This window comes from Enterobacter cloacae complex sp. 2024EL-00214, assembly GCF_043945575.1.
In the GTDB taxonomy this organism is placed as follows: Bacteria; Pseudomonadota; Gammaproteobacteria; order Enterobacterales; family Enterobacteriaceae; genus Enterobacter; species Enterobacter cloacae_P.
Genome location: NZ_JBIMRC010000024.1, coordinates 23,000 through 46,551 on the forward strand (window position 1 = coordinate 23,000; position 23,552 = coordinate 46,551).

Sequence of the window (23,552 nt, forward strand, 5' to 3'; positions counted from 1 at the left end):
CGAGGAGAGTTGTATGGTATTGGAAGAAATCGTGGCCCTTAGTGTAAAGCATAATGTCTCCGATCTACACCTGTGCAGTGATTCGCCACCGCGCTGGCGCAGGTTAGGTTACCTTGAACCCGCACCATTTTCTTCTCCTGACGTTGAAGCCTTATTAAAAACCTGGCTTAGCGATGAGCTGCAGGGGGTGTGGTGGGCGAACGGACAGGTGGATTTTGCCGTCACGCTTGCGGGAAATCAGCGTCTGCGCGGGAGCGCATTTACCCACATGAAAGGTATCTCGCTAACGCTGCGGTTGCTGCCGCTTGCCTGTCCGCAACTTGCCTCACTGGGCGCGCCGAGAGCGATCCCGGAACTGTTGTCCAATGACAATGGGTTGATTCTGGTGACGGGCGCGACCGGAAGCGGAAAATCTACCACCCTCGCAGCGATGGTGGATTTTCTCAATCATCATACTGACGGGCACATTCTGACACTCGAAGATCCGGTGGAGCTTATCTACCAAAGCGAGCGCTGTCTGATCCATCAACGGGAGATAGGTCAACACAGTCCGTCATTTGCCGAAGCACTACGCAGTGCATTACGTGAAGATCCGGATGTGATCCTGTTGGGTGAATTGCGTGACAGCGAAACGATCCGTCTGGCGCTGACGGCGGCAGAGACCGGACATCTGGTGCTGGCAACGCTGCATACGCGTGGTGCATCGCAGGCCATCGAGCGGCTGGTGGATACCTTCCCGGCCCGGGAGAAAGAGCCAGTACGCAATCAGCTGGCAGGCAGCCTGCGGGCTGTACTGGCGCAAAAACTCCGTCAGGATGTGCAGGGCGGGCGTGTGGCACTTTATGAGTTGCTGGTGAACACATCGGCGGCGGCAAATCTCATCCGCGAAGGGAAAACGTGGCAATTGCCCGGCATCATTCAAACCGGTCAACAGGCAGGTATGCAGAATTTTGAGCAGAGCCTGGCCGAGCGGCGGGCGCAGGGGCGGTTGTTATGACGCCGAAGTCGGGTAGCCGCCAATGGGCTACCGTCCGGTATCCGTCTGAAGAGGGTCAGTAACCCTGTTCGAAATAGCTTTCGAGGATAATAACGGCGGAGGCCGAGTCAATGCTGCCTTTATTAAGCGCTCTGAAACCACCGTGTTCAAACAGGCCTGCGCGTGCTTCTACAGTGCTCAGTCGTTCGTCGTGCAGTTTAACTGACACGCCAAAGCGGCCGTGGATTTTATTGGCAAACTTTCGCGCACGGGCGGTGAGCGGCTGTTCGGTGCCATCCATATTCAGCGGTAATCCAACGATTACGTCGTCCGGCTGCCACTCTTTGAGCAGGCGCTCTATCAGCGTCCAGTCTGGTGTGCCGTCGTTGGCTTTTAGTGCCGTGAGTGGGCGGGCGGTGCCGGTGATGCGTTGACCAACGGCGACGCCGATACTCTTCGTGCCAAAATCAAAGGCAAGCAGTGTTCCGCTCATTATGCGTGCCCCGCTACGCCAGGCATGGTCAGAATATCAATGCCAATCAGTTTCGCTGCCTCGCGCCAGCGTTCGGCGATAGGTGTTTTAAACAGGATGTTCATATCGGCAGGGGCCGTGAGCCAGGCATTATCCAGGATCTCTTGTTCGAGCTGGCCTTTTTCCCATGAGGAATAGCCCAGGGCAACCAGCACTTCAGAAGGCTGATTCGCGGTGCCCAGTGTTTCGAGTACGTCGCGAGACGTCGTGATAACGGTGTTATCAGAGATACGAATACTGGAAGAGAACGCCGGAGGCGTATGCAGGATAAAACCACGATCCTCTGCGAGTGGCCCGCCCAGCATCACCGGTTTATCAAGACGGATTTCCGGTAAACGCTCTTCAGCTTCGATTTTCAGCTTTTCCAGAATCCCTTCAACCTGCAGGTTTTCCAGAGGCTTGTTGATGATAATACCCATCGCGCCGTCTTCATTGTATTCACAGATATAAACTACGGAGCGACGGAAAATGGGATCCTGGAGAGCAGGCATGGCAATAAGAAAGTGATGCTGTAAATTCATTGTCAGAGGTTCTGTTTCCTGGTTTAAAAAGCGACAGCGTCCAGTATGCGTAGAAACGATAACGCTGTCACTCATTGGGAAGTTAATTCTGTAAACGTTTTTCGATGGCGTCCATCAGCATTCCGGTGATCGAGACCGGGAACTCCGCTTCGATTTCACGAATACAGGTTGGACTGGTGACGTTCACTTCAGTCAGACGATCGCCGATGATATCCAGGCCGACAAAGATCAAGCCTTTGGCTTTCAGGGTAGGGCCCACGCGGCGGGCAATTTCCCAGTCGCTTTCGGTTAATGGACGCGGTTCGCCACGGCCACCGGCCGCCAGGTTACCACGGGTTTCGCCACCCTGAGGGATACGCGCCAGACAATAAGGTACCGGCTCGCCATCCACGACCAGAACGCGTTTGTCACCGTCTTTAATGGCTGGCAGATAGTTTTGTGCCATGCAATAACGTGTACCCAGCCCGGTCAGCGTTTCGGCAATCACCCCGATGTTCGGATCGCTCTCTTTCACGCGGAAAATAGACGCGCCACCCATACCGTCCAGCGGTTTCATAATGATATCGCCGTGCTTCTGCCAGAATGCTTTCAGCTGTGCCTTGTTGCGAGTCACCAGCGTTTCAGGCGTCAGGTCAGAGAACCATGCGGTGTAGAGCTTCTCGTTACAGTCGCGCAGGCTTTGCGGTTTGTTAACGATCAACGTTCCTTTCTCTTCTGCACGTTCAAGGATATAGGTGCAGTAGATGTATTCGGTGTCGAACGGCGGATCTTTACGCATCAGGACAACATTGAGGTCGGCAAGCGCGATATCCTGCTCGGTACCAAATTCATACCATTTGTCGTAGTTCTGCTCGACGTTAACGATGCGAGTGCGTGCGCGGGCTTCACCGTTGATCAGGTAGAGATCGTTCATCTCCATATAGTGAAGTTCATAGCCGCGACGCTGCGCTTCCAGCAGCATAGCGAAGCTGGAATCTTTCTTGATGTTAATGTTTGCGATGGGATCCATCACGATGCCGAGCTTGATCATGTTCTTCTCCGTTAATGGGTCAGGCTTTGCTTCAACCCAGATCGCCAAACCGTACCTGTAGCGCGGTAATGGCGGTGAGTGCCGTTGTCTCAGTGCGCAGAACGCGAGGTCCCAACAGAATATCAGTAAACGCATAACGTGCCGTCATGGCAATTTCGTCAGCTGACAGACCACCTTCCGGGCCAATCAGCAGGCGTACACGTTCAACGGGCAACGGTAGCGTATTGATGCTGGCACTGGCGCGCGGGTGAAGATTGAGCTTCAGCCCGGGTTCCTCTTCAGCACACCAGTCCTCCAGATCCATCGCCGGGCGGATCTCCGGAATACGGTTGCGGCCGCTCTGCTCACAGGCCGCAATGGCAATTTTCTGCCACTGCTGGATCTTTTTGTTCAGACGTTCCGCATCCAGTTTAACGCCACAACGTTCAGAAAAAAGTGGCGTAATGAGGCTTACACCCAGTTCAATGGATTTCTGAATCGTGAATTCCATCTTCTCACCGCGCGACATCACCTGGCCCAGATGAATGTGAAGGGGGGATTCACGATCATCGACTTCGCCACGCAGTATGTTCACGTGCACGCTTTTTTTATCGGCACGCGTAATTTCAGCGTCGAAAACCTGATTGGAGCCATCAAACAGCTGAATCGCCTGGCCTGCACCCATACGCAGAACGCGGCCTACATGGTTAGCGGCTTCATCAGACAGGGCGATTTCGCGGCCTGCGGTAATCAGTTCAGGGTGGTAGATGCGAGGAATGCGCATAGTCAGAAATTCCGTGTGTAATACGATGTAAGCGAATTGCCGCTAGTGTAGGTTAGCTCTTTTGCGCCTGGCAAGCCCGCTGGACATAAGGGTTATGATTCCCCTGTACTTTGGCGATGCGTTCGTCGCGCTGGCATTCCCACTCCGTCACCGGATACTGCTTGTCCCAGGCATTAAATAGCTGCGTTTGCTGGCGGGAAATAGTGAGCTCGTAACGGTCGCGCATATAGAAATAGGTGCGGGCAATGCTGCCCCGTGCGCGGGCTGGCGGTTCGGCGATTTTCTCTTTGAAATCCACCTTCATGGTACACTGACCATACTGTCCTTCGCCCCCGTTCCACTGGCTGTACATAAAATTGCCGCGATCGCCATTTACTTCGCCAACCGCCGGTTGCAGGTTGTGCATATCGCTTTCCATCTGGCGGTATACTGGATCTTTGGCACAGTTTTTACGGCCACCGTCCTGCCAGCACTGACGCTGGTGACCAAACTGCCATGCCGGAACCACGTGTTCCCATTCGATTCGGCTGGCGCGGTTCTCATTTTTGCGAACTTTATAACCGCAGGACTCGAGATCAACGACCCCTTTTTTGCCCTGCCAGTTAATTTTACAGCCGCAGTAGAAATCGCCCGGCACGTCAGCGTTAACCTTAACGCCTGCGGTTTTGGCCTGAGAGAAACTGTTGATACCGTCGGCCAGAGCATGGCCGGAGAATGCCGTCGTCAGAAAGGCGACCGCGAAAGAGAAATTACGGGACATCTTACACTCCGTGTCAAAACGAGCCCGCAACGTAACGAATGTTGTTCCCGTATGCAATCAGTCTGGTCAGGAAAGTTCTTGATAGTTCAGTTGATTATTCCGCAACCAGCGGTTCTCCGCATTTAACACAGCGGTAGGTCGCCTCGCCGCGCACCACCCGGTTATGACGGCGAACGGTCAGCTGATGTTGCTGGCACTGGCAGCGGTAGGGGAAGGTATTGCGGCGCACCGATTCCAGCTCGAACTGATGGGTTCTGCTCGCCGGAACGCCGAGCACCGCCTCCATCATCCACTTCCACTCTTTACCGTGCGGTGCCACGCGGCCAAAGTGTTTCCATACCAACAGATGTGCCAGTTCGTGTGGAACAACCTCGTCGATAAACGCCTGTTGGTTTTCCAGCATCAATACCGGGTTCAGGCGGATTTCATAGGATTCCAGCCAGGCCGTACCGGCAGCTGTGCCGCGCTGCTGATAGACCAGTTTAGGTTCTGGATAAGTTCGGCCAAGCTTCAGGTTTGCCTGGGCGAGTTTTTCCCGCAGGCTGCGCATAACGGCTTGTTGAATGGCGATAGGGAGACGGGGAGCTTTCATAAGGGCAGAGCATAAAACGCGAAGCGGGGAGGTGCAAGGGGCACCTCCCGTCAGAGGATTAGTCGTGCGCGCCAATCTCGCGCAGCGGACGACCTTTCATCAGGTTACGTTCAATGTGTTCCAGCGACACGTGTTTGGTTTCTGGAACCAGCCAGACGGTCAGAATAATAAAGAACAGGTTCAGACCGGAGTAAACCCAGAAGGTGTTGGCATTACCCAGGCTGTTGAGCATGGTCAGGAATGTTGCGCCGACAATCATGTTGGCAATCCAGTTGGTTGCGGTAGAGCAGGTGATACCGAAATCACGCCCTTTCAGCGGCTGGATCTCAGAGCACAACACCCAAATCAGTGGGCCGGCGCTCATCGCAAAACCAACGATAAAGATCAGCAGCATGGCCACGGCAAAGTACTGTGCGCCTGGTGAGTGAATGCCTACATGCATCATGGTGCCGAGTACGCCCATACCAACGGCCATGACCAGGAAGCCCAGCGTGAGTGTCGGTTTACGGCCCCAGCGGTCTACCAGCCCGATGGCGATAAAGGTCGCCAGTACGTTGGTCAGTCCCACAATGACGGTGCCCCACATCTGCTCTGTGGTGTTGGTGTAACCGGCCAGTTCAAAGATTTTTGGTGCGTAGTACATGATGACGTTCATCCCGGTGAACTGCTGCATCACCTGCAGCAACACGCCCAGGAACACCGCACGGCGGAAGTTGCTGTTCTCTTTGAACAGTGCCCAGCCAGACTGTTTGACCTTCAGGCTTTCGCGGATCTCTTCCAGCTCGTTTTTTGCTTCTGCACGGGTATCACGCAGGCGCAGCAGCACGCGTTCGGCATCCACGAAGCGACGCTTCGCGGCAAACCAGCGCGGACTGTCTGGCAGGAAGAACACGCCAATCAACAGCAGAATAGCAGGGATGATGATGACGCCGAGCATCCAGCGCCATGCGCCGCTGTAGCTGAAAGCGGTATCGGAAAGATAAGCCCCCAGGATCCCGATGGTGATCATCAGTTGATACATCGAAATCATACTGCCGCGGATTTTCTCCGGCGCGATTTCGGAGAGGTAAAGCGGAGCGGTATAAGACGCAACACCGACGGCCAGACCGAGTAATACGCGAGACACCAGCAGTACTTCAACGTTGGGTGCCGCAGCAGAGAACAGTGAACCGGCAACGAACAGAATGGCACCAATCATCAGGCTCTTTTTGCGGCCCAGTTTGAAGGAGAGCCAGCCACTGCCGATAGCACCGACCGCCGCACCGAACATCATGGAGCTCACCACCCATTCCTGAGTGTGTGCGCTTATCTGAAACTCATCGGCGATGAAAGGTAATGCACCGGCAATCACGCCGATATCCAGACCAAAGAGTAATCCAGCCAGGGCGGCGAGGAAGCAGACGAAGAATGTCATCGCCTTGTTGGATGTACGCCCCTGTTTTTTATTGTCAGGCATTATGCCCTCCAGTTGGGTTATCAGTTTTATCAATGCAAAGGGTAGGTGAGTGAACCGTAAAAATATGAGATGCAAATCACATTAGTGTAATCGGTTACATTGATGTGTTGATGTAAATGAAATTAACATATTGAAAATATAGAGATAAAAAAGCTTACACGCATCCCTCTTGAGCTTATTTCAGACTTAACTCAAATTAAATGTAACGATGGGTGAGATGGCGTTGCTGAAGGGGGAGGAGATGAAGTAGATGCTTATTTATTATGGTGTAATCGGTTTCAATTGAGGTCATGCATTTTGCCGGGTGGCGGCTACACCTGACCAGGCCTACAAAACGGCAGAACCCGCAGGTTTGCGCAAGCGAAGCAGCGCTGCGCGCAAAAATGCAAAAGGCCAGCGCTAAGGCTGGCCTTTTCAAATGCAGATGGCAGTCGGTTATTTCAGACCGGCAGCTTCACGCAACTGAGCGGCTTTGTCGGTTTTTTCCCACGGGAAATGTTCACGACCAAAGTGACCGTATGCAGCGGTTTCTTTGTAGATTGGGTGCAGCAGATCCAGCATCTGAATCAGGCCATATGGGCGCAGGTCGAAGAACTCACGTACCAGCAGAGTCAGCTGCTCGGAAGGCACTTTTTCAGTACCGAAAGTTTCAACCATGATGGAAGTCGGTTCAGCCACGCCGATGGCGTAAGAAACCTGGATCTCACAACGGTCAGCCAGACCCGCAGCAACGATGTTTTTCGCAACATAGCGTGCAGCATACGCAGCAGAACGGTCAACTTTAGACGGATCTTTACCGGAGAATGCACCACCACCGTGACGTGCCATGCCGCCGTAGGTATCAACGATGATTTTACGACCGGTCAGACCGCAGTCACCCATTGGCCCGCCGATAACAAAGCGTCCGGTTGGGTTGATGAAGTATTTGGTGGACGCACTCAGCCACTCTGCTGGCAGAACCGGTTTGATGATCTCTTCCATCACGGCTTCCTGCAGGGATTTCTGATCAATCTCTTCAGAATGCTGAGTGGACAGAACCACGGCATCAATGCCGGCGATTTTGCCTTCGTCGTACTGGAAGGTCACCTGGCTTTTGGCATCCGGACGCAGCCACGGCAGGGTGCCATTTTTACGTACTTCGGCCTGACGCTGCATCAGACGGTGCGCGTAGGTGACAGGTGCTGGCATCAGCACGTCGGTTTCATTGGTTGCATAGCCGAACATCAGGCCCTGGTCGCCCGCACCCTGTTCCAGTGGATCGGCACGGTCAACGCCCTGGTTGATGTCCGGAGACTGTTTGCCAATTGCGCTCAGTACGGCGCAAGAGTTGGCATCAAAGCCCATATCAGAATGTACATAACCGATCTCACGAACCGTGTTACGGGTGATCTCTTCGATATCAACCCATGCGCTGGTGGTGATTTCACCGCCAACCAGAACCATGCCGGTTTTGACATAGGTTTCACACGCTACGCGCGCTTTTGGATCCTGGGTCAGGATCGCATCCAGCACCGCATCGGAGATTTGGTCAGCAATTTTATCAGGATGTCCTTCTGATACGGACTCGGACGTAAACAGGTGTTTTGCCATGTTTTATTTCACCTAAGGAGAATTTGGTTAGCTCGAACTGCTGTGTGGAATAGCCAAAGGAGAGTATTCTACCAAGGCCGGTTGCTTTTTGACACTGGCAGTCTGAGTGTTAATCGGTATGGATGGATTAACATCTGGATGGCTATTTTAGGTCACTTCTTCGCCCTATTTCCAGTTTTTTTTGACTAACCTCTCACTGCGTTGAATTCTCTGGTGGAAATTTTTCCTGACGGCGCTGGCAACGCGCGCATTTATCTTTTGCATTTTGGCTACCTTCTCGGTATAAAACGCGGCGCGCGGCTCATATAAAAAAGCGCTCGATGAACTCATCGTGTCGCCACTTCCAGCCGGGTTAAGCAGTGAACTATTAGCTTTGGCTTGTGGTCCGTTTCAGCAGGAGCGGCCGTGGAGGTGATACGAGATAATGAACCATCGTTTTCCGCTAATTCAGCGCAGCCGTTCTGGCGCGTATTTGATTCCCGCAACCCGCAAATCTAGTCTGCAAACCTGCCGATGTTATACCCATCTCGGCGCTTCTCAGGATCCCAGGGCTGGTCACGCCTTGTGAAAACTGAACAAGGGCGCTCTTGTTAATACAAGAGTTTTCTCGTGGTTTCGCCGAACCTTGTCATACAGAGTTCGGATACGTGTTTTACAATGATATGAATAAGAAACCGGTCGCACGGTCTGAATTTCAGCATACTCTGCTGGGAGACAGGGCCGTTTATGGGTTGTTATCGCCGTGTAACGCTGCGATAGTAGTCAACTGTTTTACACTTAATACAAAGAGTTGAGGTTCGCTATGTCTGACGACATGTCTTCGGTTTCGCCTTCGTCAGCAGGCGAACAGGGTGTACTACGTTCTATGCAGGAGGTTGCGATGAACTCCCAGGAAGCCAGCAAGATGCTGCGCACTTACAATATTGCCTGGTGGGGCAATAACTACTACGACGTCAACGAACTGGGCCACATCAGTGTTTGCCCGGATCCAGACGTTCCTGAAGCGCGCGTGGATCTCGCCAGGCTGGTGAAAGCACGCGAAGCGCAGGGCCAGCGTTTACCTGCACTTTTCTGCTTCCCGCAGATCCTGCAACACCGCCTGCGTTCGATTAACGCCGCGTTCAAACGCGCACGTGAATCTTACGGTTATAAAGGTGACTATTTCCTGGTTTACCCTATCAAGGTGAACCAGCACCGCCGCGTGATTGAATCCCTGATCCACTCCGGCGAACCGCTGGGCCTGGAAGCAGGTTCGAAAGCGGAACTGATGGCCGTTCTGGCGCACGCGGGCATGACCCGGTCAGTGATCGTCTGTAACGGTTATAAAGACCGTGAATACATTCGTCTGGCGCTGATTGGCGAGAAGATGGGCCACAAGGTCTATCTGGTTATCGAGAAGATGACCGAGATTGCTATCGTGCTGGAAGAGGCCGAGCGTCTGAACGTGGTACCGCGCCTCGGTGTGCGTGCGCGTCTGGCGTCGCAGGGTTCCGGTAAATGGCAGTCCTCCGGTGGCGAAAAATCTAAATTCGGCCTCGCGGCAAACCAGGTGCTGCAACTGGTAGAAATTCTGCGTGAGCGTGGTCGTCTGGACAGCATTCAGTTGCTGCACTTCCACCTCGGTTCACAGATGGCCAATATTCGCGATATCGCTACTGGCGTGCGTGAGTCGGCCCGTTTCTACGTTGAGCTGCACAAGCTGGGTGTCAACATTCAGTGCTTCGACGTGGGCGGTGGCCTGGGCGTGGACTATGAAGGCACGCGCTCGCAGTCTGACTGCTCCGTCAACTACGGCCTGAACGAGTATGCCAATAACATCATCTGGGCGATTGGTGATGCCTGTGAAGAAAACGGCCTGCCGCACCCAACGGTGATCACTGAATCCGGTCGCGCGGTGACCGCGCACCATACCGTGCTGGTTTCTAACATCATCGGCGTTGAGCGTAGCGAAAATACCGCAGCCACACCTCCGGCAGACGATGCCCCGCGCGCGCTGCAAAGCATGTGGGAAACCTGGCAGGAGATGCACGAGCCGGGTACGCGTCGTTCTCTGCGCGAATGGCTGCATGACAGCCAGATGGATCTGCATGACATTCACGTCGGTTATTCCTCAGGTACCTTCAGCCTGCAGGAGCGCGCGTGGGCAGAGCAGCTTTATCTGAACATGTGCCATGAAGTGCAGAAGCAGCTCGACCCGAGCAACCGGGCACACCGTCCGATTATCGACGAGCTGCAGGAACGTATGGCGGATAAGATTTACGTCAACTTCTCGCTGTTCCAGTCGATGCCGGATGCCTGGGGTATCGACCAGCTGTTCCCGGTACTGCCGCTGGAAGGGTTGAACCATGCTCCGGAACGTCGTGCGGTGTTGCTGGACATCACCTGTGACTCCGACGGTGCTATCGACCACTACGTTGATGGTGACGGCATCGCAACGACCATGCCAATGCCGGAATATGACCCGGAGAACCCGCCAATGTTGGGCTTCTTTATGGTCGGCGCGTACCAGGAGATCCTCGGTAACATGCACAACCTGTTCGGGGATACCGAAGCGGTTGATGTGTTTGTCTTCCCTGACGGCAGCGTGGAAGTGGAGTTGTCCGACGAAGGGGACACCGTGGCAGACATGCTGGAATACGTGCAGCTGGATCCGAAAACTCTTCTGACCCAGTTCCGCGACCAGGTGAAAAACACCGGTCTGGACGATGCCCTGCAGCAGCAGTTCCTGGAAGAGTTTGAAGCGGGTCTGTACGGTTACACCTACCTGGAAGATGAGTAATTCCTTTTCCCTCTCCCCTCTGGGGAGAGGGTTAGGGTGAGGGGCAAAGACCGCACAATCCCCTATACTCACTTGAACCCGTATGAATTAACGGCGATAATTCGTCCCAATTAGCGATTTACGAATCAATCCCTTCCTCGTCGGGTTTAACGACGCGGAGGGGATTTTTTTTCATCTGTTTTTAATGTATCGACTTTAAAAGAGGTCAGGACATGAGCACTTTAGGTCATCAGTACGATAACTCTCTGGTATCTAACGCGTTTGGTTTTTTACGTCTCCCGATGAACTTCCAGCCATACGACAGCAATGCTGACTGGGTGATCACTGGTGTTCCGTTTGACATGGCAACCTCCGGCCGTGCCGGTGGCCGTCATGGCCCGGCAGCGATCCGCCAGGTGTCGACTAACCTGGCCTGGGAGCATAACCGCTTCCCGTGGAACTTCGACATGCGTGAACGTCTGAACGTAGTGGACTGTGGTGACCTGGTTTACGCGTTTGGTGATGCGCGTGACATGAGCGAAAAACTGCAGGCCCATGCCGAGAAACTGCTGGCAGCAGGTAAGCGTATGCTCTCTTTCGGTGGTGACCACTTTGTCACTCTGCCGCTGTTGCGCGCCCACGCCAAACACTTCGGTAAAATGGCGTTGGTACACTTTGATGCGCATACCGACACTTACGCGAACGGCTGTGAATTTGACCACGGTACGATGTTCTTTACCGCACCGAACGAAGGCCTGATCGATCCAAACCATTCAGTACAGATTGGTATCCGTACAGAATTCGACAAAGACAACGGTTTTACCGTACTGGATGCAGGCCAGGTGAACGATCGCGGCGTGGACGATATTCTGGCTCAGGTTAAGCAGATCGTCGGTGATATGCCTGTGTACCTGACCTTCGACATTGACTGCCTGGATCCGGCGTTTGCACCGGGTACCGGAACTCCTGTGATCGGCGGCCTGACGTCCGATCGCGCCATCAAACTGGTTCGTGGTCTGAAAGATCTGAACATCGTTGGTATGGATGTGGTGGAAGTGGCTCCGGCTTATGATCAGTCAGAGATCACGGCGCTGGCAGCGGCTACTCTGGGGCTGGAAATGCTTTACCTCCAGGCCGCGAAAAAAGGCGAGTAAGTTGTCAGCCGGGTAGGGCGAAGCCGCCACCCGACTTTCGTCTATAAAAAAGGAGGCAAATATGCCTCCTTTTACATTATTTGATTCCGTCAGCGGCCATGCGATCGCGAATATGTTGCGCACGCTCTTCTGAGGCTGGGTGGTCGTCAAACATGGAGCTTTGGCGTCCTGCTTCCTGCTTTGCCAGTTTCTCGAAGCTGGTGGCTAAACCTGATGGGTTAATCCCGCGTTTGCGCAACAAATCGTAAGAGTAGTCATCCGCTTCAGATTCCTGGCGTTGGGAGAACTGGGAGTTGACCAGTTTTTCACCGACGTCGCCAAGCTGAGACTGGGAAAGGCTGCCTACGATCCCACCAGCAGAGGCGGCCGCCGCGCGGATCGCGTTAGTGCCCAGCGCAACCTGCATTCCTTTCTTCACGTGGCCCAGTGCAACGTGGCCCATTTCATGGCCGATCACCGCTTCGACTTCGTTGTCGTTCATCATGTCCATCAGCCCGCTATACACACGGATGCAGCCGTTTGCCATCGCGAAGGCGTTCACATCCTTCGCCATGTAGACCTTATAGTTTACCGGCTGTCCGTTGATGTTATCGCCCAGAGCGGACGCAATCTTATTCAGACGCTGCGTGTAGGTACTATTGTCCGGGGCAATGGTGGCTTTTCCATCCATATCTTTACAGGACTGGTCGCTCAGCGCTTTAACCTGTGCGTCGCTCAGGGAATACGCCTGAAAAGCTTCTGCGCCTGAGGTCATCAGACCGTTAGAGTCCATATTCTGACAGCCGCTCAGCAGGAGCGTTGTACCCAGGGCCAGCACTATTGCACGCATTTTCATGATGTTGCTTCCGTACTCGTTAATCTGAATAAAATCTTAAAAGTATACCGCCAGCGAAGCCGGGGGCTGGCTAAGTATAAGGAATATCAACATGGCCGGGCGAGCAGATTGCGCAACATGCGAGCATGATCCAGAGATTTCTTAAGCTGCAAAAGAATGCTCCATGTACATGCCTTGCTGCTTGGGTTACATTGTTGGCACTTTTTTCCGGCGTAGCCCAAAACGCGCTGTCGTCAAGGGCATGGCCTTTAACAGTCCGATCTGGAGTTAAAATGTCCTCACGTAAAGAGCTTGCTAATGCTATTCGTGCGCTGAGCATGGACGCAGTACAGAAAGCCAAATCCGGCCACCCGGGAGCCCCTATGGGTATGGCTGATATTGCCGAAGTCTTGTGGCGTGATTTCCTGAACCACAACCCGCAGAACCCGGCATGGGCTGACCGCGACCGTTTCGTCCTGTCTAACGGCCACGGCTCTATGCTGATCTACAGCCTGTTGCACCTCACTGGCTATGATCTGCCAATTGAAGAGCTGAAAAACTTCCGTCAGCTGCACTCCAAAACTCCAGGTCACCCGGAAGTGGGTTACACCGCTGGCGTAGAAACGACCACCGGCCCACTGGGTCAGGGTATTGCTAACGCAGTGGGTATGGCGATTGCCGAGAAGACCATGGCGGCGCAGTTCAACCGTCCTGGCCACGATATTGTTGACCACTTCACTTACGCGTTCATGGGCGACGGCTGCATGATGGAAGGCATTTCTCACGAAGTGTGCTCCCTGGCAGGTACCCTGAAGCTGGGTAAACTGGTTGCGTTCTATGACGATAACGGTATCTCCATCGACGGTCATGTTGAAGGTTGGTTCACTGATGACACCGCTAAACGTTTCGAAGCCTACGGCTGGCACGTTGTGCGTGGTGTTGATGGCCACGATGCTGACTCGATTAAACGCGCAGTAGAAGAAGCACGCGCCGTGACGGACAAACCGTCCCTGCTGATGTGCAAAACCATCATCGGCTTCGGTTCTCCGAACAAAGCGGGTACGCACGATTCCCACGGTGCACCACTGGGTGACGCGGAAATTGCACTGACTCGTGAAGCACTGGGCTGGAAACACCCTGCGTTCGAAATCCCATCTGACATCTACGCGCAGTGGGATGCAAAAGAAGCAGGTCAGGTTAAAGAAGCGGCCTGGAACGAGAAGTTCGCTGCCTATGCGAAAGCCTTCCCACAGGAAGCAGCTGAATTCACCCGTCGTATGAAAGGTGATATGCCATCTGATTTCGACGCGAAAGCGAACGAATTCATCGCTAAACTGCAGGCGAACCCATCTAAAATTGCCAGCCGTAAAGCATCTCAGAACGCTATCGAAGCGTTCGGTCCACTGCTTCCAGAATTCCTGGGTGGCTCTGCGGACCTCGCACCATCCAACCTGACCCTGTGGTCTGGTTCTAAAGCGATCAACGAAGATACCGCCGGTAACTACATCCATTACGGTGTACGTGAATTCGGTATGACTGCTATCGCGAACGGTATCTCCCTGCACGGTGGTTTCCTGCCGTACACCTCTACCTTCCTGATGTTCGTCGAGTATGCACGTAACGCCGTGCGTATGGCTGCGCTGATGAAACAGCGTCAGGTGATGGTCTACACCCACGACTCTATCGGTCTGGGTGAAGATGGCCCAACTCACCAGCCGGTAGAGCAGGTCGCATCTCTGCGTGTGACCCCGAACATGAGCACATGGCGTCCATGTGACCAGGTTGAATCCGCGGTAGCGTGGAAATACGGTGTTGAGCGTCAGGACGGCCCGACCGCGCTGATCCTCTCCCGTCAGAACCTGGCACAGCAGGAGCGTACTGCAGAGCAGCTGGCGAACATCGCTCGCGGTGGTTACGTACTGAAAGATTGCGCGGGTCAGCCTGAGCTTATCTTCATTGCAACCGGTTCTGAGGTTGAGCTGGCTGTTGCGGCATGGGACAAACTGTCTGCCGAAGGCGTTAAAGCGCGCGTGGTTTCCATGCCGTCTACCGATGCATTCGACAAGCAGGATGCAGCATACCGTGAATCCGTACTGCCGAAAGCTGTCTCTGCACGCGTTGCAGTGGAAGCAGGTATTGCAGACTACTGGTTCAAATACGTAGGTCTGAACGGCGCTATCGTCGGTATGACCACCTTCGGTGAATCTGCTCCGGCAGAACTGCTGTTCGAAGAGTTCGGCTTCACCGTTGAGAACGTTGTCGCGAAAGCGAAAGAACTGCTGTAATTGCTAGTTGGGTGCGGGCTGGTGCCCTCACCCCGGCCCTCTCCCACGGGAGAGGGTGCTAACACTAAAAACGGTAACCCTGGGGTTACCGTTTTGCTTTCACCACGCCACCCGGTTTTTTTGTATCTGCTATTCCTGATCCTTGTAACGCCGCTGTAAATTATTCCATTGAAAATGTGACGCAAGTCATATAGCTGTCTTATTGCTCTGGACAGACATTCCTTTTATTCCCTGATTCGCTTATTCTAGCTGAAGCGTTTCAGTCGATTAAATGTTCGACAATTGACCAATCAGTCGCAGTTTGTGACAGGCAAGGATTCCCCTTCGGGCGTAGCTGGATTACTCTTTCAGCCACCTCAAATTCAGGGATAGCTTTGCAGGAGATCTATGACCGTACGCGTAGCGATTAATGGCTTCGGTCGCATCGGGCGTAACGTGGTTCGTGCTTTATATGAATCCGGGCGTCGTGCGGAAATGACCGTGGTGGCAATCAATGAACTGGCTGATGCTGAGGGCATGGCGCATTTGTTGAAATATGACACCAGCCACGGGCGCTTTGCCTGGGATGTTCGCCAGGAAGGGGATCAGCTGTTTGTCGGTGATGATGCCATTCGCGTGCTGCACGAGAGAAGCATTGCCGGGTTGCCGTGGCGTGAACTGGGGGTGGATGTGGTGCTTGACTGTACCGGTGTGTACGGCAGCCGCGAACACGGTGAAGCGCATCTGGCGGCAGGTGCGAAAAAAATCCTGTTCTCCCATCCCGGCAGTAACGACCTCGACGCCACCGTCGTCTTTGGCGTGAACCAGCATGAGCTGAAAGCCGAACATCGCATTGTTTCCAATGCTTCCTGCACCACCAACTGCATTATTCCGGTCATTAAACTGTTAGACGATGCGTATGGCATTGAATCCGGCACCGTGACCACGATCCACTCAGCCATGCACGATCAGCAGGTGATCGATGCCTATCATCCGGATCTACGCCGCACGCGTGCGGCGAGTCAGTCAATCATTCCGGTTGATACAAAGCTTGCTGCAGGGATCACCCGTATTTTCCCGCAGTTTAACGACCGTTTTGAAGCGATTGCTGTACGTGTACCGACTATCAACGTTACGGCAATCGACCTCAGCGTCACGGTGAAAAAACCGGTAAAAGCCTGTGAAGTCAACCTGTTGCTGCAAAAAGCGGCACAGGGTACATTTCATGGTATAGTTGACTATACGGAATTACCGTTGGTCTCAGTAGATTTTAACCACGACCCGCACAGTGCCATCGTTGATGGTACACAAACGCGCGTCAGTGGTTCACACCTTATCAAGACGCTGGTCTGGTGCGATAACGAATGGGGCTTTGCTAACCGAATGCTCGACACCACGTTAGCAATGGCCGCTCAAGGTTTCAGGTAAGACGCATCGTGCGTCTGCAAAACTTTAAGAATCAACGAGAGGATTCACCATGTCTGTAATTAAGATGACCGATCTGGATCTGGCAGGTAAACGCGTTTTCATCCGTGCCGACCTGAACGTACCGGTTAAAGATGGCAAAGTGACCAGCGACGCGCGTATTCGTGCATCTCTGCCAACCATCGAGCTGGCCCTGAAGCAGGGTGCAAAAGTGATGGTAACCTCCCACCTGGGTCGTCCAACTGAAGGCGAGTACAACGAAGAGTTCTCTCTGCTGCCAGTTGTTAATTACCTGAAAGACAAACTGTCCAACCCGGTTCGTCTGGTTAAAGATTACCTGGACGGCGTTGAAGTTGCTGCCGGTGAACTGGTTGTTCTGGAAAACGTTCGCTTTAACAAAGGCGAAAAGAAAGACGACGAAGCGCTGTCCAAAAAATATGCTGCACTGTGCGACGTATTCGTAATGGATGCATTCGGTACTGCTCACCGTGCGCAGGCATCTACCCACGGTATCGGTAAATTCGCAGACGTAGCGTGTGCTGGTCCTCTGCTGGCTGACGAACTGGAAGCGCTGGGTAAAGCACTGAAAGAACCTGCTCGTCCAATGGTTGCTATCGTTGGCGGTTCTAAAGTGTCTACCAAACTGACTGTTCTGGATTCCCTGTCCAAAATCGCTGACCAGCTGATCGTTGGCGGTGGTATTGCGAACACCTTCGTTGCTGCTCAAGGCCACAACGTGGGTAAATCTCTGTACGAAGCAGACCTGGTTGACGAAGCTAAACGTCTGCTGACGACCTGCGATATCCCGGTTCCAACTGACGTTCGCGTAGCAACTGAGTTCTCCGAAACGGCGACCGCGACCCTGAAATCTGTAAACGACATCAAAGATGAAGAGCAGATCCTGGACCTGGGCGACGTTTCTGCACAGAAACTGGCTGAAATCCTGAAAAACGCAAAAACTATCCTGTGGAACGGCCCTGTTGGCGTGTTCGAATTCCCGAACTTCCGCAAAGGTACTGAAATCGTTGCTAACGCTATCGCAGACAGCGAAGCGTTCTCTATCGCAGGTGGCGGCGACACTCTGGCAGCTATCGACCTGTTCGGTATCGCTGACAAGATTTCCTACATCTCCACTGGTGGTGGCGCGTTCCTCGAATTCGTGGAAGGCAAAGTGCTGCCAGCAGTAGCAATGCTCGAAGAGCGCGCTAAGAAGTAAGCCATTCAAGGGCAGGGAAACCTGCCCAATTTTCAGCGCGCTTTTAAGAGCTCGCACCTTTTCTAACGGCCGAAGATACAGGACTAAGCAACATGTCTAAAATTTTTGATTTCGTAAAACCTGGCGTGATCACTGGTGATGACGTACAGAAAGTGTTCCAGGTAGCTAAAGAAAACAACTTTGCTCTGCCAGCAGTTAACTGCGTGGGTACTGACTCCATTAACGCCGTACTGGAAACCGCTGCAAAAGTTAAAGCGCCGGTTATCGTACAGTTCTCTAACGGCGGCGCTGCGTTCATCGCAGGTAAAGGCGTGAAAACTGACGTTCCTCAGGGTGCTGCAATCCTGGGTGCTATCTCTGGTGCGCACCATGTACACCAGATGGCTGAACACTACGGTGTTCCTGTCATTCTGCACACTGACCACTGCGCGAAGAAACTGCTGCCGTGGATCGACGGTCTGCTGGACGCAGGTGAAAAACACTTCGCGGCTACCGGTAAGCCACTGTTCTCTTCTCACATGATCGACCTGTCTGAAGAGTCTCTGCACGAAAACATCGAAATCTGCTCCAAATACCTGGCGCGTATGTCCAAAATGGACATGACCCTGGAAATCGAACTGGGTTGCACCGGTGGTGAAGAAGACGGCGTGGACAACAGCCACATGGACGCTTCTGCACTGTACACCCAGCCAGAAGACGTTGATTACGCGTTCACCGAGCTGAGCAAAATCAGCCCACGCTTCACCATTGCAGCGTCCTTCGGTAACGTACACGGCGTTTACAAACCAGGTAACGTTGTTCTGACCCCAACCATCCTGCGTGATTCTCAGGAATATGTTTCTAAGAAACACAACCTGCCGCACAATAGCCTGAACTTCGTCTTCCACGGCGGTTCCGGTTCTTCTGCTCAGGAAATCAAAGACTCCGTAAGCTACGGCGTAGTGAAAATGAACATCGATACCGACACCCAATGGGCAACCTGGGACGGTATCCTGCAATACTACAAAACCAACGAAGCTTACCTGCAGGGTCAGCTGGGCAACCCGAAAGGCGAAGACCAGCCGAACAAGAAATACTACGATCCACGCGTATGGCTGCGTGCAGCACAGACCTCTATGGTGACGCGTCTGGAGCAGGCATTCAAAGAACTGAACGCGATCGACGTTCTGTAATTTGAGCTGCTAACAGCATCGGAGGCCCGCAAATGCGGGCCTTTTTTTTTGGCTTTTCAACAGCCTGCCCATCACCGTTTTGTGATCTGTTTGGCAATATCTGCGCTTTTTGTTTACCCTTTACGGATCTGCCTGTTTCCACGGGGGATGGATTTTTGTGTTTGGGTTTATCAAAAGGAAGAGTAAATGGAACAGTTTGATGTCGTTGACAGCATCAATAACGCCGGTACCTGGCTTGAGCGCAACCAGGAATTATTGCTGAGTTATGCCGTAAACATCGTTGCGGCTATTGCCATCATCATTATCGGGATGATCGCGGCGCGAATCATATCGAATACCGTTAACCGGGTGATGCTGGCACGTCATATCGATGCCACGGTTGCGGACTTCCTTTCTGCGCTGGTGCGCTATGGCATCGTCGCCTTTACCTTGATTGCCGCACTGGGACGTGTAGGTGTACAGACCGCATCGGTGATCGCGGTGCTCGGTGCAGCCGGTCTGGCTATTGGTCTGGCGCTGCAGGGTTCGCTCTCGAACCTGGCGGCAGGTGTGCTGCTGGTCACCTTCCGTCCGTTCCGCTCAGGTGAGTATGTTGATCTGGGGGGCATTGCCGGAACTGTACTGCAGGTGCAGATTTTCTCAACGACCTTGCGTACTGTCGATGGCCGTATTGTGGTAGTGCCGAACGGGAAAATTATCGCGGGTAACATTATCAATTTTTCCCGCGAGCCAGCGCGCCGTAATGAGCTGATTATCAGCGTGGCATACGACTCCGACATCGATCAGGTAAAATCGCTTATCGCGGGTATCATCGCTTCTGACGATCGCATTCTGAAAGATAAAGAGCAGATCGTCCGTCTGAACGAACTGGGCGCGTCATCCATTAACTTTGTGGTGCGTATCTGGAGCAAAAGCAGCGATCTGCAAAACGTTTACTGGGACGTGCTGGAACGCATCAAACGTGAGTTCGATGCTAACGGCATCAGCTTCCCGTATCCACAGATGGATGTGAACGTCAAAAAGGTGAAAGAGACCGAGTAATCCTCTTTCGCCGTAGGCCCGGTAAGCGCTAACGCCACCGGGCTTTTTTATTAGCGTGACTAATCCCCGATTAATATTATCAATTTCCTCTAATGTCACTCTCGCAGTATAGTCAGCTCCCAGGACAACTCTGTGAGAATCTCGTCATGTTATCTTATTATTTTCAAGGTCTTGCGTTAGGCGCGGCCATGATCCTGCCCCTCGGCCCGCAGAATGCGTTTGTGATGAACCAGGGTATTCGCCGCCAGTATCACCTGATGATTGCGCTACTGTGCGCGGTCAGTGATTTGCTTCTGATTTGCGCCGGGATATTTGGCGGCAGTGCTTTACTGATGCAGTCTCCGTGGCTACTGACGCTGGTCACCTGGGGTGGGGTGGCATTCCTGTTGTGGTACGGCTTTGGCGCATTGAAAACGGCACTGAGCAGCAATCTTGAACTGGCAAGTGCGGAAGTGATGAAGCAGGGGCGCTGGAAGATTATCGTCACCATGCTGGCGGTTACCTGGCTTAATCCGCATGTTTATCTCGATACTTTTGTGGTGCTGGGTAGCCTGGGTGGACAACTGGATGTTGAACCGAAGCGCTGGTTCGCGCTGGGTACGGTTAGCGCGTCATTCCTTTGGTTCTTTGGTCTTGCCATGCTGGCGGCGTGGCTGGCACCGCGTTTGCGCACCGCCAAAGCACAACGCATCATCAATACGCTGGTGGGAATAGTGATGTGGTTTATCGCTTTTCAACTGGCGAAAGAGGGCGTTCATCACGTTCAGGGATTACTCAACTAAGTGTTGTCTTATGGACAACTGAGCAAGACCCGCTAAGCTTGCTGGCATGTGCTCTGTTTATGGGGCACTCTTCGCAACATGGAGGAATGACAGTGAAGTTTAAAGTGATGGCCCTGGCGGCATTAGTGAGTTTAGGTGCGGTGTCGGTACAGGCGAATGAGTTGCCTGCCGGTCCGCACATTGTCACTTCAGGCACGGCGAGCGTGGATGCGGTACCGGATGTCGCGACCCTGGCAATTGAAGTGAATGTGTCTGCAAAAGATGCTGCTTCAGCCAAGAAGCAGGCTGACGATCGTGTTGCGCAATATCTCTCTTTCCTGGAACAGAATGGTGTCGTTAAAAAAGATATCAATTCTGCCAACCTGCGTACCCAGCCGGATTATGACTACCAGAACGGCAAAAGTATCCTGAAAGGTTACCGTGCCGTGCGTACCGTCGAAGTGACTGTGCGCCAGCTTGATAAGCTGAATTCGCTGCTGGATGGCGCGCTGAAAGCGGGACTGAACGAAATTCGTTCCGTTTCACTGGGCGTTGCGCAACCGGAGAAATACAAAGACGAAGCACGTAAAGCGGCGATTAATGATGCAGTCCATCAGGCGCAGCAACTGGCTTCCGGCTTTAACAGTAAGCTTGGCCCGGTGTATAGCGTGCGCTATCACGTCTCCAATTATCAGCCAGGCCCGATGGTTCGTATGATGAAGGCCGATGCTGCGCCAGTTTCCGCTCAGGAAACCTATGAGCAGCCGACGATCCAGTTTGACGATCAGGTTGATGTCGTGTTCCAGCTGGAGCCTGCTGCAGCAGAGCAGAAACCCGCTCAGTAACCTGTAGGCCGGGTAAGGCGTTGCCTTCACCCGGCTTATTTTTTAATCCTGTCTCAACACCTTATGCCCGTAAGCCAGCAGTGCGTCGGTGACGTTGCGCATCATACGGCTTTCCGGTGCAAAACGGTGCCAGTAGAGCATCCGGCGCTGATATAATCCCGGCGTCAGGTCAATCAGCTCACCGCTTTTCAACTCTTTTTCAATCTGCAGATGCGGGATCATGCAGCAGGTGGTTCCCTGACGGGCAAGCTGCACAAAGGCTTCGGATGAGTTCACGATATGACACGGTACGCTGCCTGGCGGCAGGTCGAAGTTTTGCTGCAGGAAAGCCTGATGCATATCATCCAGATGGTCGAATGCGACGGCTGGGGCCTTAAGCAGCGCGGCGCGGGTAACGCCATTCGGGAAATAACGCTCAGCAAAGGCTTTTGAACCGACAAACAGATAATCCAGCGCGCCCAGCTGATCCACCAGGCAACTTGGCAGTGCCTGAGGCTGGATACTCACCGCCCCGACTACTTCACCACGACGCAGGCGCTCCTGGGTACGCGTTTCATCTTCAACCTGCAGATTCAGGCGGATAGGGGAGTCGGCAAGCACCGGCGCAAGCGCGGGTAGCAGCCAGGTTGCCAGACTGTCGGCGTTCACCGCCAGCGACAGCAACAGCGGCGTGGAACCTGTCTGTTCATCACCCAGCCACTCGTCTTCCAGCAGTTCAACCTGACGCAGCAGGGCAAGCAGTTTTTGTCCTTGCTCTGTGGGACGTGGTGGCACGGTACGCACCAGCAGTGGTTGCCCGAACATGTTTTCAAGCTGCTTGATACGCTGTGACACGGCGGACTGAGTAATGCACAACTTCTGCGCTGCGCGCTCAAAACCGCGTTCACGAATAACAGCATCAAGTGCCTGTAGTGTTCTGTAGTCCGGACGTTTCATTGCTATAGCTGGCTCCTGAATTTTGCTTATTCTGCACTATGACACAATTTTCCTTTTGTGGCAGACGAATTCCACCTGACGTGTTCTATAATGCGCCCTAAGTTTTCATACCACAGGCAAACGATCATGACGCAGGATGAACTGAAAAAAGCAGTAGGATGGGCCGCTCTCCAGTACGTGCAACCCGGTACCATTGTCGGTGTTGGCACCGGATCGACGGCGGCACACTTTATCGATGCGCTGGGCACGATGAAGGGGCAAATCGAGGGCGCGGTTTCCAGCTCTGATGCGTCCACGGAAAAGCTGAAAAGCCTCGGCATTACCGTTTTCGACCTGAACGAAGTGGACCGTCTGGGGATTTACGTTGATGGTGCGGATGAAATCAACGGCCATATGCAGATGATCAAGGGCGGTGGCGCAGCGCTGACGCGTGAAAAGATCATCGCCTCCGTTGCAGACAAATTTATCTGTATTGCCGATGCGTCCAAGCAGGTGGATATTCTGGGTAACTTCCCGCTGCCGGTCGAAGTGATCCCAATGGCACGTAGTGCCGTCGCACGTGAACTGGTGAAACTGGGTGGTCGTCCGGAATACCGCCAGGGTGTTGTGACCGACAATGGTAACGTGATCCTCGACGTTCACGGTCTGGAAATTCTGGACGCTATCGCGCTGGAAAATGCCATCAACGGCATTCCGGGCGTAGTGACCGTAGGGCTATTTGCCAACCGTGGCGCGGATGTGGCGCTGATCGGCACGGCTGACGGCGTGAAAACCATCGTAAAATGATCTGACGGGGGGAGACTCCCCCCGCTAAAAAATTTTTGAAAAGCTAAATTCGGTGACTTGTGTCACATTTTTGTGCCTCTTTTGCCGATCCTGCCGTATTCGTAAAATTCCGTAGCATTTTCCTCTGTCATTTTGCTCTGTATGACTTTTCTTCAGGGAG

At 53.4% G+C, this 23,552-nt stretch carries 22 protein-coding genes; 12 read left to right on the forward strand and 10 right to left on the reverse strand.

Features of this window, described 5'->3' with window-relative positions:
- Positions 1-13: 13 nt before the first annotated feature.
- A complete protein-coding gene (locus ACHHZ6_RS21160) occupies positions 14-997 on the forward strand; it encodes a type IV pilus twitching motility protein PilT (RefSeq protein ID WP_182918922.1) in 984 nt (327 codons plus the stop codon).
- Positions 998-1,052: 55 nt separating this feature from the next.
- On the opposite strand, the gene ruvX is transcribed toward ACHHZ6_RS21160, so the two are convergent.
- The 8 genes from ruvX to metK form a co-directional block, all read right to left on the reverse strand.
- Positions 1,053-1,469 (reverse strand): Holliday junction resolvase RuvX, encoded by a 417-nt coding sequence (gene ruvX / locus ACHHZ6_RS21165; RefSeq protein ID WP_182272587.1) that lies wholly within the window; start codon positions 1,467-1,469, stop codon positions 1,053-1,055.
- Positions 1,469-2,029, reverse strand: coding sequence for a YqgE/AlgH family protein (locus ACHHZ6_RS21170; RefSeq protein WP_182272586.1), 561 nt, complete (start codon positions 2,027-2,029; stop codon positions 1,469-1,471). The genes ruvX and ACHHZ6_RS21170 overlap by 1 nt, the downstream gene beginning before the upstream one ends.
- Before the next feature lie 82 nt (positions 2,030-2,111).
- Positions 2,112-3,059: a glutathione synthase gene (gene gshB, locus ACHHZ6_RS21175; RefSeq protein WP_182272585.1), complete on the reverse strand. Its 948-nt coding sequence runs from the start codon at positions 3,057-3,059 to the stop codon at positions 2,112-2,114.
- Between the two features lie 31 nt (positions 3,060-3,090).
- Positions 3,091-3,822 (reverse strand): 16S rRNA (uracil(1498)-N(3))-methyltransferase, encoded by a 732-nt coding sequence (rsmE, locus tag ACHHZ6_RS21180; protein ID WP_182272584.1) that lies wholly within the window; start codon positions 3,820-3,822, stop codon positions 3,091-3,093.
- Between the two features lie 52 nt (positions 3,823-3,874).
- Positions 3,875-4,582 carry a deoxyribonuclease I gene (gene endA / locus ACHHZ6_RS21185; protein WP_182918920.1) on the reverse strand — a complete coding sequence of 236 codons (708 nt, stop codon included), beginning with the start codon at positions 4,580-4,582 and terminating at the stop codon, positions 3,875-3,877.
- A 94-nt stretch (positions 4,583-4,676) separates the two neighbouring features.
- Positions 4,677-5,174, reverse strand: coding sequence for a SprT family zinc-dependent metalloprotease (locus tag ACHHZ6_RS21190; RefSeq protein WP_182272582.1), 498 nt, complete (start codon positions 5,172-5,174; stop codon positions 4,677-4,679).
- A 58-nt stretch (positions 5,175-5,232) separates the two neighbouring features.
- Complete coding sequence (gene galP, locus ACHHZ6_RS21195) at positions 5,233-6,630, reverse strand: galactose/proton symporter (protein WP_182272581.1); 1,398 nt, start codon at positions 6,628-6,630, stop codon at positions 5,233-5,235.
- Between the two features lie 435 nt (positions 6,631-7,065).
- Positions 7,066-8,220 (reverse strand): methionine adenosyltransferase, encoded by a 1,155-nt coding sequence (gene metK / locus ACHHZ6_RS21200; RefSeq protein ID WP_182272580.1) that lies wholly within the window; start codon positions 8,218-8,220, stop codon positions 7,066-7,068.
- A 662-nt stretch (positions 8,221-8,882) separates the two neighbouring features.
- On the opposite strand from metK, the gene yqgB reads away from it, so the two are divergent.
- The 3 genes from yqgB to speB all read left to right on the forward strand — a co-directional run bounded on the left by yqgB (position 8,883) and on the right by speB (position 12,132).
- On the forward strand, positions 8,883-9,014 hold the full coding sequence (gene yqgB / locus ACHHZ6_RS21205) for an acid stress response protein YqgB (RefSeq protein WP_182272578.1): 132 nt from the start codon (positions 8,883-8,885) through the stop codon (positions 9,012-9,014).
- A gap of 8 nt (positions 9,015-9,022) precedes the next feature.
- On the forward strand, positions 9,023-10,999 hold the full coding sequence (gene speA, locus ACHHZ6_RS21210) for a biosynthetic arginine decarboxylase (RefSeq protein ID WP_182272577.1): 1,977 nt from the start codon (positions 9,023-9,025) through the stop codon (positions 10,997-10,999).
- A gap of 212 nt (positions 11,000-11,211) precedes the next feature.
- On the forward strand, positions 11,212-12,132 hold the full coding sequence (gene speB, locus ACHHZ6_RS21215; protein WP_104950152.1) for an agmatinase: 921 nt from the start codon (positions 11,212-11,214) through the stop codon (positions 12,130-12,132).
- A 76-nt stretch (positions 12,133-12,208) separates the two neighbouring features.
- Here the strand turns inward: speB and ACHHZ6_RS21220 are convergent, their stop codons facing one another.
- Positions 12,209-12,967 (reverse strand): M48 family metallopeptidase, encoded by a 759-nt coding sequence (locus tag ACHHZ6_RS21220; protein ID WP_182918916.1) that lies wholly within the window; start codon positions 12,965-12,967, stop codon positions 12,209-12,211.
- A 272-nt stretch (positions 12,968-13,239) separates the two neighbouring features.
- On the opposite strand from ACHHZ6_RS21220, the gene tkt reads away from it, so the two are divergent.
- The 7 genes from tkt (at position 13,240) to ACHHZ6_RS21255 (ending at position 21,670) form a co-directional block, all read left to right on the forward strand.
- Positions 13,240-15,231: a transketolase gene (gene tkt / locus ACHHZ6_RS21225; protein ID WP_182272575.1), complete on the forward strand. Its 1,992-nt coding sequence runs from the start codon at positions 13,240-13,242 to the stop codon at positions 15,229-15,231.
- 387 nt (positions 15,232-15,618) lie between these two features.
- Positions 15,619-16,638 (forward strand): erythrose-4-phosphate dehydrogenase, encoded by a 1,020-nt coding sequence (gene epd, locus ACHHZ6_RS21230; protein ID WP_395122975.1) that lies wholly within the window; start codon positions 15,619-15,621, stop codon positions 16,636-16,638.
- Between the two features lie 49 nt (positions 16,639-16,687).
- Positions 16,688-17,851: a phosphoglycerate kinase gene (gene pgk / locus ACHHZ6_RS21235; protein ID WP_134348805.1), complete on the forward strand. Its 1,164-nt coding sequence runs from the start codon at positions 16,688-16,690 to the stop codon at positions 17,849-17,851.
- A gap of 92 nt (positions 17,852-17,943) precedes the next feature.
- Positions 17,944-19,023 carry a class II fructose-bisphosphate aldolase gene (gene fbaA, locus ACHHZ6_RS21240; protein WP_182272573.1) on the forward strand — a complete coding sequence of 360 codons (1,080 nt, stop codon included), beginning with the start codon at positions 17,944-17,946 and terminating at the stop codon, positions 19,021-19,023.
- Between the two features lie 186 nt (positions 19,024-19,209).
- On the forward strand, positions 19,210-20,064 hold the full coding sequence (gene mscS / locus ACHHZ6_RS21245) for a small-conductance mechanosensitive channel MscS (RefSeq protein WP_196390453.1): 855 nt from the start codon (positions 19,210-19,212) through the stop codon (positions 20,062-20,064).
- 146 nt (positions 20,065-20,210) lie between these two features.
- Complete coding sequence (gene argO, locus ACHHZ6_RS21250) at positions 20,211-20,846, forward strand: arginine exporter ArgO (protein WP_395122976.1); 636 nt, start codon at positions 20,211-20,213, stop codon at positions 20,844-20,846.
- A gap of 92 nt (positions 20,847-20,938) precedes the next feature.
- Complete coding sequence (locus ACHHZ6_RS21255; RefSeq protein WP_182272570.1) at positions 20,939-21,670, forward strand: oxidative stress defense protein; 732 nt, start codon at positions 20,939-20,941, stop codon at positions 21,668-21,670.
- Between the two features lie 42 nt (positions 21,671-21,712).
- On the opposite strand, the gene argP is transcribed toward ACHHZ6_RS21255, so the two are convergent.
- The gene (gene argP, locus ACHHZ6_RS21260) at positions 21,713-22,606 is read right to left on the reverse strand and encodes a DNA-binding transcriptional regulator ArgP (RefSeq protein WP_008499727.1); all 894 of its coding nucleotides are present in this window, start codon (positions 22,604-22,606) and stop codon (positions 21,713-21,715) included.
- A gap of 126 nt (positions 22,607-22,732) precedes the next feature.
- Here argP and rpiA point away from each other — a divergent pair, with 126 nt between their 5' ends.
- Positions 22,733-23,392: a ribose-5-phosphate isomerase RpiA gene (gene rpiA, locus ACHHZ6_RS21265; protein WP_047347933.1), complete on the forward strand. Its 660-nt coding sequence runs from the start codon at positions 22,733-22,735 to the stop codon at positions 23,390-23,392.
- Positions 23,393-23,552 lie beyond the last annotated feature (160 nt).

Excerpts from the sequence above, each read along its gene's own strand:
- ACHHZ6_RS21160 (WP_182918922.1), top strand. The coding sequence starts at position 14 with ATGGTATTGGAAGAAATCGTGGCCCTTAGTGTAAAGCATAATGTCTCC.
- ruvX (WP_182272587.1), bottom strand. The coding sequence starts at position 1,469 with ATGAGCGGAACACTGCTTGCCTTTGATTTTGGCACGAAGAGTATCGGC.
- ACHHZ6_RS21170 (WP_182272586.1), bottom strand. The coding sequence starts at position 2,029 with ATGAATTTACAGCATCACTTTCTTATTGCCATGCCTGCTCTCCAGGAT.
- gshB (WP_182272585.1), bottom strand. The coding sequence starts at position 3,059 with ATGATCAAGCTCGGCATCGTGATGGATCCCATCGCAAACATTAACATC.
- rsmE (WP_182272584.1), bottom strand. The coding sequence starts at position 3,822 with ATGCGCATTCCTCGCATCTACCACCCTGAACTGATTACCGCAGGCCGC.
- endA (WP_182918920.1), bottom strand. The coding sequence starts at position 4,582 with ATGTCCCGTAATTTCTCTTTCGCGGTCGCCTTTCTGACGACGGCATTC.
- ACHHZ6_RS21190 (WP_182272582.1), bottom strand. The coding sequence starts at position 5,174 with ATGAAAGCTCCCCGTCTCCCTATCGCCATTCAACAAGCCGTTATGCGC.
- galP (WP_182272581.1), bottom strand. The coding sequence starts at position 6,630 with ATGCCTGACAATAAAAAACAGGGGCGTACATCCAACAAGGCGATGACA.
- metK (WP_182272580.1), bottom strand. The coding sequence starts at position 8,220 with ATGGCAAAACACCTGTTTACGTCCGAGTCCGTATCAGAAGGACATCCT.
- yqgB (WP_182272578.1), top strand. The coding sequence starts at position 8,883 with ATGAATAAGAAACCGGTCGCACGGTCTGAATTTCAGCATACTCTGCTG.
- speA (WP_182272577.1), top strand. The coding sequence starts at position 9,023 with ATGTCTGACGACATGTCTTCGGTTTCGCCTTCGTCAGCAGGCGAACAG.
- speB (WP_104950152.1), top strand. The coding sequence starts at position 11,212 with ATGAGCACTTTAGGTCATCAGTACGATAACTCTCTGGTATCTAACGCG.
- ACHHZ6_RS21220 (WP_182918916.1), bottom strand. The coding sequence starts at position 12,967 with ATGAAAATGCGTGCAATAGTGCTGGCCCTGGGTACAACGCTCCTGCTG.
- tkt (WP_182272575.1), top strand. The coding sequence starts at position 13,240 with ATGTCCTCACGTAAAGAGCTTGCTAATGCTATTCGTGCGCTGAGCATG.
- epd (WP_395122975.1), top strand. The coding sequence starts at position 15,619 with ATGACCGTACGCGTAGCGATTAATGGCTTCGGTCGCATCGGGCGTAAC.
- pgk (WP_134348805.1), top strand. The coding sequence starts at position 16,688 with ATGTCTGTAATTAAGATGACCGATCTGGATCTGGCAGGTAAACGCGTT.
- fbaA (WP_182272573.1), top strand. The coding sequence starts at position 17,944 with ATGTCTAAAATTTTTGATTTCGTAAAACCTGGCGTGATCACTGGTGAT.
- mscS (WP_196390453.1), top strand. The coding sequence starts at position 19,210 with ATGGAACAGTTTGATGTCGTTGACAGCATCAATAACGCCGGTACCTGG.
- argO (WP_395122976.1), top strand. The coding sequence starts at position 20,211 with ATGTTATCTTATTATTTTCAAGGTCTTGCGTTAGGCGCGGCCATGATC.
- argP (WP_008499727.1), bottom strand. The coding sequence starts at position 22,606 with ATGAAACGTCCGGACTACAGAACACTACAGGCACTTGATGCTGTTATT.
- rpiA (WP_047347933.1), top strand. The coding sequence starts at position 22,733 with ATGACGCAGGATGAACTGAAAAAAGCAGTAGGATGGGCCGCTCTCCAG.